The sequence below is a fragment of the Opitutaceae bacterium genome, from assembly GCA_041395105.1.
Taxonomy (GTDB): Bacteria; Verrucomicrobiota; Verrucomicrobiia; order Opitutales; family Opitutaceae; genus B12-G4.
Genome location: JAWLBB010000009.1, coordinates 131,874 through 144,676 on the forward strand (window position 1 = coordinate 131,874; position 12,803 = coordinate 144,676).

Sequence of the window (12,803 nt, forward strand, 5' to 3'; positions counted from 1 at the left end):
ACCCACCGTTCCCTCAGGACACGATTCGGGTCCGGGGAACTTGCCAATCCGGTCAATGCCCCGGATAATCGTAAGGCTATGCGCCGTGCTGAAGACTCTTCGGGCCATCCGGCGGGGATTCCGCAGCGTCTCTCGCTGGTCCAGCAGACCCTCGAGATCCTCCGCCGCGATATCGCCCGGGGGAGATGGACCAATCGATTGCCGGGCGAGCGGCTGCTCTGCCAGACCCTGAGGATCAGTCGGCCCACCCTGCGCCAGGCGCTCCGGATTCTGCAGGCTGAAGGCCGGATTGAGTCGGTCCGTGGTGTCGGGCACCGGATCGTGTCTGCGGGACCGGGCACGAAACGGAAGGGACCAGCCGACCTGATAGTCCGGCTTCTCCTGCCCGATTTCAACAATCAGACGCTGGCCGAGCGCGACGGATGGATCGACGAACTCAAAACCCTGCTTTTTCAGTCGAACGCACGGCTCCACCTCCATCAGGGTTCGCATTTTCTGAGTAAAGACCCGACCCGGGCAGTGAGACACCTGGTCGATCAGAACCCGGGAAACGCCTGGATTCTCTGTCGCTGTCCTCCGGCCGTCCAGAGCTGGTTCGCTTCCCGCGCAGTGCCCTGCCTGGTCGTCGGCCACTCTGAGGATGCCATCCCCTTGCCCCGAGTTTTCATCGACGAGGCCGCCGCAGGGGTCGACGCTGTCAACCGGCTGGCCCGACTCGGACACCGCCGGATCGGCCTGATCCATCGTCCAACCAGTGACCGTTCTCACCCCCTGGTCAGCGGATTCAATTCGGCCATTGCGGATTCCGAGGCGCTCTCCGGACGAGTCGTCCAGGTCGGAGGCAACTATCAGGACCTATGCCGGTCGATCGGACAAATCCGGCAGAGGGAACCGTCCATGACCGCGATTCTGATCGGCGATGCCAGGACCTACGCCACGGTTTCCACTTTTCTCATCCGGGAGGGATCCGCCGTCCCCGGGGACATTTCGCTTGTGTCACTCCGGCACGAGCCCTTTCTCGACTCCCTCGTTCCCCGGCCGTCGTCCTATGCCTTCGAACCCGCCCGCCTCGGCCGCCTCATCCATGCCGCCGTCCTCGGCCTGATCGATGGCTCCCCGCTCCCGGCGGAAGGCCTCACGATGGGCCCCACCTACCGGCCCGGCGATTCGATCGGGCCGCGAAAGGGGTGAGGCAAGCGGCGCACCCTGGCTGAGAGCGTATCGGGAGGGACGGACCGCCGGGCCGTCGAAGCACAGCCGAGGCCCGACATGCTCCCCTCTACGTCTGAAGAACAAGCGCCATTCTTTTTGGCGACGGAGCCTCAATTTCGAGACGAGTTCTGCATGGGTCCGGAAAGGCGCGCCCGGCGGTCGCGCCCTACCTCAGGGCAAATAGGCAGGGACGGACCGGTAATCCGTCCGTCGACCTGTCCCGGCCCATGGGGATGTCGTCGGGAAGAGTCCTCTACCAACGGACCCACGGCAGAGCCATTCGGCGAGCTCATGGCAGAGCGTGGTCGCGCCATGAAACAAAACGTAGTATAGACGAATGGCGCTTAGTTAAGGGTGTTGATCGTTGTTATGTCCCGGACAATCGTTGCGGCTGGCCGGGGACGTCCAGCCCTATCCATGTATGCTCCGTTTTCAGGTGGTAGGGCGGGGCCTCTGGACCCGCCGTCGAAGAGCAAACAGAGCTTTGTTGGCTCATTGCGCCTTGGCGCTATCGAAGCGCCATTCCAGCATGGACGGGTTTGTTTTTCCTCAACAAACAAAACGTAGCATAGACCGTATTCTTTTTCACTTCGAAACAAAACGTAGCCAACTACGTATTGTTTGCATCTCAATCCGGGACTTCATAAACCTCGACCAGGGCGACGCCTTCGGTGCCTCCGGCCCCCGCGACCTTGACCGTGTAGCTGCCCGGTTCGAGGGTGACCAGGACGGCGGCGTCCTTGCTGCCGGCATCCAGGGCAAAAGCCCCGACCGTCTCGGCGGCCGCGGCCAGTTCCGCCGCGTTGGCCGCGTCGCTCCAATTGTCGTTGGTCAGCATCGGCGTGGCCTCGCCGGCGCGGAAGAGCCGCAGCGTGGGATCCTCGAGCACCCCGGTGACCTCATAATCGGCCAGTTTCGGCCCGACCCCGCGGATCAGGACCGTCTTGGCGCTCTCGCCGCCGATGACAAAGCCGGGAATCATGATGGCTGAGCCGACCCCGACCTGGCCTCGGTTGGAGATATTGACCAGCTTTGCGCCGGGATTGGCCGAGTCGTCGACATCGTAGACTTCGACCAGGGCCACCCCGGTGGTCTGCCCCACCCCGAGGGCCTTGACCGTATAGCTTCCGGGTACAAGGTCGAGCAGCGCCGCCGCGTCCTTCGAGCCGTTCTGCAGCGGAAAGGCGCCGACCTGGTTGGCCACCGTGGCGATTTCCGCCGCATTGGCCGCATCGGACCAATCGTTGTTGGTCGCGATGACCGTGCCGGCTGAGACCACCCTGAGTTCCGGATCCCCAAGGAAACCGGTGACGCTGTAGGTCTCCAGTTCCGGACCGACCGCACGCACCAGCACCTTCTTGGTCCCGGTGCCATTGATGACGAAGCCCGGAATCATGATATTGGGTCCGGTCCCCACCCCACCGCGATTGGCGATGTTCACCAGGAAGGAGACACCCGCAATGGTCTGCGCCTGCGCCGTCGGTGCCACCGGATTGGCGAAGCCAAGCGCATCGGTCGCATGGACGTAGAACGCATAGGTCGAACCGGCCGCGCCGGCGAATTCCGCCTCCGTATCCCGGGTACGGGGGAGCCAGAGTGTCCACGGTCCTCCGTTTTCCGATACATAGACGTCGCAATAGTCAACACCGGCGCCGCTGGCATCGTCACCAGACCAACGTACGGTGAAGTTTGCTCCAGAGCGCTCGGACAGCGGCACGATGGACGCGCTCGGCGCCCTTGAATCAATCGTGTTGACGGCCTTGTTGGTCACGATCGGGTCATTCAGATCGAAGACGATCTCAGCCGTATTGAGGATTTGCGATCCATCGGTCAAGCCGGCTACGGGCTTGACCAGGAAGCTGACAAAACCCTCGCCTCGTCCAGTCTCATCGTTGGGTGGCAGGAAACCAGCAAACGGATCTTCTGGCAACTCGCCTGTGATCGCATCGACCGACTGGATCACCAACATGACCACGCCCGAGTCCGGATCGAGTTCAAAGTTCACCTCGATCGGGTTGGGATCGCTTTCAACCGTGGCCCGGGTCGACCAGGTCTGGAGTCCCGTCATGGGCGGCACCAGGATCTCCCCGTTGAACCCGACCGACAGCAACTCGACCGTCGACCAGTCCAGGTTGTCCGGCAGCGGATCGGTCACCGTGACCACCTGCGCCGCAGCCGCGGCACTGGATAGGTTCTCGAAATTGATTGTATAGACGATGGACGAATCCGGCGTAATGAACCCGCCGGCTCCCGCGCCTGTCGTCAACTTCTCGTTGGGATCGAACGAGCCGATCCCCGTGGTGGTATTCCCCGGTCCCGGGGGAGGATTCGGCTCGTCGGGCGGATCAGGATCACAGTCTTCGACCGCCGGGTCACAACAGTCTTCCAGCAAGGGGTCACAGCAATCTTCCATGCACTTGTCCCGCAGCCGCATAGCCTCGTCCCAGGCATCGTCCCTCCGCCGCAGAAGTTCAAAGTAGAGATCGGCACTGATGGTTTCCATTTCCAGCCGTTCAAACGCGCCCGCAATGGTGTTTATCGCAGAAAGGAGTGCTCCGAGCGAATCGGTGAACGCACCCAGATGACCGTTTGGATCGATGTCGGTCAGGTCCGACTGCGTCAACAGGTTCAAGATCCCCATCAGATCGAGAACGCCGCCGGCAAGGGCTTGGAACTTGCCCACGGTTTCAGAGATCGCATCGAGACTACCGAAGGCCGCCACCGGGTCGGAGAGCGAGCCGAGGATTCCGTACAGGCTGTTGATGCTCCCGACGATGCCTCCGTCCTGATTGTATATCAGTTCAAGGTTGCCCGATGCAAACCCCGCGCCCCCGCTGACCACGTCCCAATACCTGTTGGCCGCATCGATGAGGTCCTTCTGATGAGCTATCCTTTCCAGAAGTTTGGCGTAATAAGCCGCGTTGTCCGGGTTGATACTCGGAATATCGTCGGCAAGCTTCATCAAACCGCTGAGTCCGTTCTCCAGGGACTGGACCGCCTTCGGCGCCTGAGCTCCAACCGCGGCGATGCTCGTGGCCGCCTTGGCCAGGGCGAACCCGAATTCGCCGATGTCCGCCCAGAGCTGATCCTGATTCGCCTCCCATTGATTGTTCCAGTTGTCCCACTGCTCAAATGCCATCCGCTGCCACTTCAAGGCTTCCTGTAGTTTCGCCTTGGCGGCTGCACAATCACAGTTCGGGTCCCATTCCACATGCGGCAGATTGCGGACCTTGTCGGGCGGGGCATTCAACAGATCACGCAACCCTTCCCAGATCACAGTTTGAACCTGGTTGATCCAATTCGAGTCAAACAGCCCTCCTCCAGACATCGGTCCCGCGAAGCCGTCCGCAGCCTCGATTTGCGGCGTTCGGAGTGATCCCGCCCGCCAGGTAGCGAGGAGATCGATACCCACGATCGGATTGCCGTCAAAATCCAGGGTGCGGGACTCCACGCTGAACGCTGCGGTCTGGGCTGTCAGCCGGTAGGTTCCCGGAGGGACCATGGGCAGGGAAAACCGGCCGTCCAGCCCCATGTCACCACCGGCTACGGATCGCCCGTCCGCGTTTACAAGGGACAAGCGACCGGCAGTTGGAATGGATCCGTCGGCAGCGGAGATTCGTCCGGAAATACGAGGCGCCGCCTCCTGCACTGTCGCGACAAGGCGTGCCGTCTTCCCGGCAGCGACCTCAACACCAGGCTCAACGACGGATGTCGTCAGGTCGCCACCCGAGGCTCCGGCAGGACGTGAGACAATCACGGTATACACGCCGGGCACCATCCGTTCGAAGACAAAGTAGCCGTCATGCTCCGAGCGGGACGTCCAGATGGCACCCGGATCGTTCTCCGCATACGCCAGGACGGTCAGGTCTGCTCTCGGTGCTCCCGTTGGATCCCGGACATACCCCGCGATCGAGCCGGCGGGCAGGGCGGGAACGACCAGTGTATTCGCCCCATCCTCAAGGTCGAGCACCAGGCTTCCCGTGCTTCCCTCATGGATCACCGCTTCGAGTCGGTATGCACCTGCGACCAGACCCGTGAACGCAACAACGCCTTCGCCGCGAAACGGCTCAATACGAGTTCCGGCAAGCAAGAACAGGGGATCCGATTCGGAAAGCCTGACGTAGCCGACGGAATCGACCGGGCTTCCATTCATCCGGACTTCCACCGCCAGCGAGGCATTTCCAGCTGTGACGGAAGGCGCCGTCACGACGTCCCCAGCCACGACCTCCACCGATTCGATCGCATTGAAGAAATGCTCCGGGTGCGAGAAGCGCAGACCGTATGTCCCGGGGCGCACATTGGGCACAAGATATTCGCCGTTGCTCCCGGTCAGGCCCTCGAGTACCGGCACGCCACCCACAAGCAAAGCGACCCGAACATCGGGAAACGGCGTCGCCCCGTCCGGTCGGTAGACCGTACCTTTGAGCAGGCCCGTATTCAGTTCGAACAAGATATCCGGGTTCGAATTTCCGTCCGTGATCGTGAACTCCTGCCGCTGGGACCCATCGAGCAAAGAGATCGCGTACTCACCCGGGACTTCGAGGCCGAATTGGATCCGGCCGGTGGGCTCAAAGAAAACAAGGGTTTGGTGCCCGTCCGGATGCGTCAACCACGCATGAACACCACGCAGGGACTCTTCACCGTCCGTAACCCGGCCGGTGAGTGCCGCCGGGCGCTCCAGTTCGATGTCAAAACTGTGGTCATGACCGGAAACCAGGATGACCGATCCTTCGTATTCCGAGAACCTTCCCGGGACCACGGTGAGCGTCCAGTCTCCGGCCGGAAGGTCGGATAGGGTATAGGACCCGCTTGCATCGGTCTGGGCCACCCGAACCAGGTCGCCATTGGTCGCATTCACGAATACACCTTCAACTGGGATCACTTCCATGGTGACCTGTCCCGTGATCGAAGCCCCCGCTTCCAGAGGGAGTGCCGGCACCGAGGCAACAGTGCCGGCCGTGACCTCGATTCCAGACGACCCGGCCGGAACGAATCCAGCCGCCACGGCGGCCACCCTGTAGGTTCCGGGAGCGAGACCGTCGATGGTGAACATGCCGTCTGCGCCGGATATTGCGGCGCCTCCACGGCCCTTCTCGTCACTGGCCAGAACCCTCGCTCCCTCCACCGGCGCGTCGTCTGATGCCCGAACCACCCTACCGGATACGATGCCCCCGATCCGGGCCGAGAAAACCGGTCCCTCGGTGACCCGGTCCTCTTCGAGAATCACGTCATGCACCGTTTCGCCGACCACGCCCGCACCACCGAGGGTAACTGCGTAGTTACCTGCGGGCAATCCTCCGAACGCATACCGGCCGAGATCATCCAGTCCGGAAATATCCAGCATGCCGTCCGATCCTTCTACCTGAACAACAAGATCATCCGGATCGAGAGATGCCGGTAGACGTACACTGCCGCGCAGCTTGGCGCCCCCGCCGAGGATCCAGGTGATGGGTCCGGCCTTCTCCTTTGCCTCCAATACCACGGGCTCCAGGTCATTCGGTGGCAAGTAACCGTCGAACGTAATCGTATAGCGGCCGGCGCCTGCCTCCATGAATCGGGCGAACCCATCCCGCAAGGAGACGGTTACGTCCGCGAGGACACCGTCGCCATCGTAAAGTGAAACATAAACCCCTCCAAGCGGCTGCCCCGTGCCCGCCAGTTGCAGCCGTCCCTCAAGACGTGCCCGCAACCCGAGCGCCTTGTCCGTTATATGGTAACGGAGGGCTTCCGTCGGATTGGGGGACACACGCCCGGTGCGGCTCTGCCAGAGCTCCAGCGCATCACGGGCCCACCGCACAAAGTCTCCCGCTGTATCGCCATAATCGGCCACCATCATCTCCCAGGCGGCATCCCAATCGGCTACCGGGTTGCCCGGGCGCAAGGTGCCCTTGATGTCGTCCCAATCGATCGCGTCGGTCGAAGTTGAAATCAACGGACGGGTGACAATCCGGTTGCGGCCCGACAACGCAGTTATCCTGACCGGTACCCGGCCTCTCTGACCGGGCCCCAGGATCCAGGGCACCCCTTCGGGAGCCAACCCGAGGAAGATCAGTTCCGTGACAGGATTCGCCTGGCCCTCCAGGCGCATTTCCTGTTGGCGGGAGCCGGTCAACCCGACCATGGGCATGATCAGGTCAGTCCCTCCTGTGTTCTCGTACTCGACCCAGGCGGTGAATTCGCGACCGGTTCGCACAAAGTCGGGCATGAGGATGGCGGTCCGGAGTTCACCGGGCTCAAGGTCGGTCACGGCAAAGGCAGCTTCGAGTTTTCGCGTGAATCCGTCCTGGCGCAGTAGAACGTCGTAGGTCCCGGTCGATGCCCCCACCAGGTCAAAGGTTGCATAAAGGCTCACGGCATCGACCACCCGCACCTCCCCCGCCATGATGGCCGTGCTTCCCTGTATCAGGGATGCCGTGACGCCTCGGCCCAAACCCGTTCCATAAATCGGCAAGGTGACTTCGCCTCGGTTCGATCCTGACTCGAGTCCGACCGATTTGATTTCGAAAGCCATCGGCAGAGCCCTCAGGGCAAACCCAAGGGGCGAGCTCGGCAGGTGCACGGGAACGGCGAGAATATAATAGACTCCACCCGAAGCACCGGAAATGGCCAGGTTGACGTCGGCCGAATTCCACTGGCTGCTATGCAGCCCGGCTTGGGCAAGTGAGGGCACGACTTCCTCCGAGACCAGGAGTCGGGTCTCCCCACCTTCTCCCTCCCGGTCCAGAGACAGGACAATGTCCGAACCGGCTTCCGGTTGAATCTTGAAGACCGCGGCTTGACGGACCCCGAGAAAGGTGCCGGTCACGGTGCCTCCGATCTTGAGCTCGCTGACCGAAAGCTCGGTCGTGATCGGCGACCGACCATGATTGTTTTCCCTGTGCTGTCCCTCGAATACGTCCCCGCCTACGTTCGTGGTCACGGCCCAGGCGTAGCGCCCCTCAATTCCGGCCGGAACCACGACCGTCTTCGAAAAAACGAGACTTGCCCCCGGGCCCAGGGTGAGGCCATCGGCCACGGTCGCATCCGTCGCAAACAGGCTGCTCTCGGCATCACCGGCAGCCGGCTGCAGGGATATGCGATCGCGCCAGGGGCCCCGGATCGGGATCGGACCCAGGTTGCGCACGGTCCAGCGAATGATCGCGGATGAACCGGCCAGGACCGATTCCGGGCCCTCCACCGATACAACCGCCAGATCCAGATCGGATGTCGCACCCTCCACAAACTCGAATGCGCCAATGTCCGCCGCCATACCTGAACCGGTGTTGGCTGTCCGCGGATCATCAAACCGCGCCATTCCGTAATAGTCGGTCAGCGGGGCGATCGCTCCATCGGCCGCATCGATGAGAGGAGACCCATAACCGGGACGAAGATCATTGTTCGACCGCCCGCGATACATTGGGTCTGAAGATATATTGCCGCTGGCTCCCGTCTGATCGATCAGCCCGCTGTAAGCTGTGGCTCCGTCATCCGGGCACCAGACGTTGCAATGGGTGACCTGTATGTCATTCGGGTTGTCTGCATGAATGCCCGCACTGATGCAGTTTGAGGCAACACTATTGATCGCGTCGATCGTTCCGCCGTGACCGAAGAGGCCCAACCGACAATCATCGACAGTTGTATTCAGAACAACGATGTGCCCGCCTCCGAACGCATTGATCCCCCGATCGCACAGGGAAACCACCGATCCAACGATCGCGACCTCCGAACTCCGGACAAGGATGCCGTCAAACTGCGCCTCACGAACCACGCAGTTCGAAATGGTGATCTCTGCCTGGCCCCCGGTCCGGACGGCGGCCGAACTGCTCCAGGTGCCGCTGGCGGACCCTCCGGCGAACAGCACGTGGGCATGGGTCAACTCCGCGTCGCCATCCAGGTCAAGCCCAAGCCAGTCACCTGCCATGGCTGTAGTCGAGTCGCCGTCTTCGTTCGTGTCACCGCCCACGGTATCATCGGCCTCAGAGGTCAAGATGACCGGACTGATCAACGTGCCGTTGACCCGAAGCGACCCACCAGGCGCAACATGCAATCTCGTGTTGGCGGCAAACTTGACCACCGCGCCTGCCTGAATCACCAGATTCGCCCCGGCGGGTACGGTTACGCTGGCCGTGACATGATGCAGTTGATTGCCGACCCAGATCTCGCCCGAAGCCGCCAGCGTCCCGGCATGTTCCTGAACCAGGTAACGAAGCTCGGCGGTTGCCGGAAGGTCCAGGGTTCCGCCTCCCGAGACCACCAGGCCGGACCAGCTTCCCGGCAGGGGAATAGACCGCGAGCCGTCGAGATTGGTGTCACCACCGACGGTGTCGTCCGCGATCGCGGTCAGGACGGCGTTCTTCTCGGTTCCGGCTTCGATCTTCAGGGTTCCGCCATCCGCAACTTGGATCCTTGCTCCCGGTACGAACTTGACCACGGCGCCAGCCTCGATGGTCACGGAGGCCCCGCTTTCGATGACCAGGGATGTATCTACCACATGCACGAGTTCGGCGGACCAGACCTCATTGCCGACAACAGTCCCGTCATGCCAATTGGCTTCATTCAGGACGCAGACGTGGATGCTGTCATCATCGGGTATATTTCCGTCGGCTTCGCGGGCCGTCAGCCTGAGCTCGTACCAACCGTCGGCCAAGGGCCTGGTGTCCCAGAAAACCGTTTGATCAAAAGGAGCTCCTTCCGCCATGAGGAATGACTGGTCCTCATTCGACAGAGTCAGATCCGCCACAGTCGCACCAAGGTTGATGGAATAAGTCGTAAAGATAATGGATTCTTCCCCACGCAGATACGTTCGGTGCGGTTCGCTCAGGATGACTTCAGGAGTATTCCGTCTTAGGACGGTTCCATTCCCTCCCGGATAAACGGTACCTCCGCCCGTAGGGACTCCACCGAGGACGGTGATCTGTTCATCAGACAGACCATCCGCCAACCGCGTATAAAGGGCGATCCGGCCCCCGGCGCTTCCCTGTGTCTCACTGGCCCAGCCGTTTGCGGAGATCCTGCCGGCCCCTGTGATCGATCCCACGTCCATCCAGATGGAGCCTCCGCTCCCCCCCGGATAATTGCTTGAGCCCAGACCGTCAGCGGTGATGTTTCCGTCAAGTTGGAGAGCCTCATCAACGATGAGCCTGATCGCACCGCCTCCGGCCGACCACGAGTTCCACCCCACATTGCAGCCGGATCCGAGAGCGACGGGATCCCGTTCCGAACCGTAAACCGGCTTGGGGTTCGGATGTCCTCCGAGGCCACCGTGCGAAGCCCCGCCCGACGAAGGGGTTCCGGGTCCTTTGCCCGTTGTGTAGCCCCAGCCGTCCGCCGTGAGGTCCGAACCTTCTTCCAGGGTGAGTTGGCCGGCCCGGATGGAAACGCCCCGTCCCATCCAGAAGCCGTCGATCGGGTCTGTCCGGTCCGCACCCCTCGCCGTGATCAGGGATGCTTCTTTCACTGCGAGGAGCCCTCGGACATGAAGGTGGGACCCTCCGCCAAGAACCAGCTCCGCACCGTCGTCCACGGTCAGTTCTCCGAACGTGGTCACACTGTCTTCGAGCAACTCCAGCCTTTGGGATACACGCACGGCGCCATCGGTCACCGCCTTGTTCACAAAGACGAGCGTTCCGGCCTCGCCCGCGGCCTCGGTGGCCTCGCTCGCTGAAACAGACGCTTTCGTGAATCCGGTGAAAGCGGATGCCTCCCGGTAGTGGACGGCAATCCGGCCCCCGCCACTGCTGCGAACCAAGGGGCCGACCGGACCGCTGTCGGCCTGAATGATTCCCGAGCCGCTCAAGACATCGGTATCGATCCAGATCGAACCTCCAGTCCCACCCGCGTAGTTCGGCGTCCCCATGCCGTTGGCGGTTATGGCGCCGTCCAGTTGCAGGGTGCCTTCAATGACCAGGCGGATGGCGCCACCTCCGGCCGACCAGGACGCATAGCCCACATGACTGGCCGAACCGAGCTCAACGGGCGCTGCGAAAGAGCCATAAACACCCGTTGTTCCGGCCCCCCCCAATCCTCCATGAGCGGCGCCATAAGTGCCGGAATTCCCAGGTCCCTTGCCTGAAACATAGCCCTGCCCGTCGGCCGTGATGGTCGAACCCTCTTCAAGGATCAGATCTCCAGCCCGGATGGTGACGCCTTCTCCAACCCATTCGCCATCCACCTTGTCGCTGCGGTCCTTCCCCTGGGCCACCACCGTCGAGTCTCCTTTGATCCGGAGCAGTCCTTCAACCCGGAGTTCGGTACCTCCGCCCAGGACGAGTTCTGATTCGTCTTCCAGGATCAGTTCCCCGAAGACCGTCTCGCTGTCCTGGAGCAGTTCCAGCCGCTGCGGAACCCGCACCGACCAGTTGGGCACCGACTTGTCGATGAAGACCAGGGTGCCCGCCTCACCGGAAGCAAGTGAAGCCAGGCCCGGAGCCACGGACGCGGTTTCAAAGCCGCCGAACTCGGACGCATCGCGGTAGTAGACCGCCACCCGTCCGCCGCCGCTGCTGCGCTCGCTCGTGCCCACCGTCCCGCCTTCGGCCGCGATCAGGCCCGACCCGCGAAGCACATCGGTCTCGACCCAGATCGATCCGCCGGAGCCACCGGAGTAGTTGACCGAACCCAGGCCATTGGCCGTGAGCGTCCCGTCAAGTTGCAGGGTGCCGTCAACCACCAGCCTGATCGCGCCGCCCCCCGCCGACCAGGACGCATAACCCACATCGCACCCGGAACCAAGGTCCACCGGTTGATAGATGGAGCCGTAGACCCAATCAGCACCCTCGCCTCCGCGACCGCCATGTGACGCCCCGTAGGCGTTTGCATTGCCAGGCCCCTTGTCCGAAACATAGCCCTGACCGTCGGCCGTGATGGTCGAACCCTCTTCAAGGGTCAGATCTCCAGCCCGGATGGTGACGCCTTCTCCAGCCCATACGCCGTCCACCTTGTCGTCGGCGTTCTTGCCTTGGATCAGGACGGTTCCGCCATTTCGGACCGTGAACCCACCGGTTACGGTCAACACAGAACCTCCACCTATCGTCAGGGTGGCCCCTCCATTGACCACTACCGAATCGTAGCTTAGCACGGTGTCCTCGGGCAGCGAAAGGTCGGACGACACCTGGAGTGGCGCGGCATGCAACCCTGCCGTCAGGATTGCAGCTGCTGAAAACGCGAACCAGAATCCCCAGGAACCTCGATGCCCCATATGAAACGGGCGCTCGTTCTCCATGTTGAAAACATGGCCCGACTGCGCAAACTAGGCAACGCTCAAGAGCTATATAGAGCCAATTGTATCGGGTACTTAATGAGTCTATTAGTTCGGTTTCTCGAAACCGCAGCAGCTCCTGCAGTCCGTCGCCTTGGAGCGGGCCGCCAGCGCTGAGCTATGCCCGCAGTTGCACCTCGTAGCCGTCGTAAAGTTCGGCCGGCGAGAGTTTGTCTCCCCCCAGTCTGAAGATGAGCGGGGTAACGCCATCCCCGACCATGCTGTGGATGACTCCGGCTGTCTTGCCAAGAATCGTCCGGTCGGTCACCGGAATCAGCGGCGAATCGGTGTCTTCTTTTTCCGCCAACAGGTTGCCGACGGGGGTAGTTCGAACTGGCGCATAGACCGTATTCTT

General features: G+C 62.0%; 3 protein-coding genes. 1 reads left to right on the plus strand and 2 read right to left on the minus strand.

From position 1 onward, the window contains the following. Positions 1 to 78: 78 nt before the first annotated feature. Positions 79 to 1,191 (plus strand): substrate-binding domain-containing protein, encoded by a 1,113-nt coding sequence (locus tag R3F07_19005; protein MEZ5278479.1) that lies wholly within the window; start codon positions 79 to 81, stop codon positions 1,189 to 1,191. A 649-nt stretch (positions 1,192 to 1,840) separates the two neighbouring features. Here R3F07_19005 and R3F07_19010 read toward each other — a convergent pair. Then, positions 1,841 to 12,412 carry a carboxypeptidase regulatory-like domain-containing protein gene (locus R3F07_19010; protein ID MEZ5278480.1) on the minus strand — a complete coding sequence of 3,524 codons (10,572 nt, stop codon included), beginning with the start codon at positions 12,410 to 12,412 and terminating at the stop codon, positions 1,841 to 1,843. A 154-nt stretch (positions 12,413 to 12,566) separates the two neighbouring features. Further along, entirely contained in the window at positions 12,567 to 12,755 is a 189-nt protein-coding gene (locus R3F07_19015; protein MEZ5278481.1) for a hypothetical protein, read from the minus strand. Positions 12,756 to 12,803 lie beyond the last annotated feature (48 nt).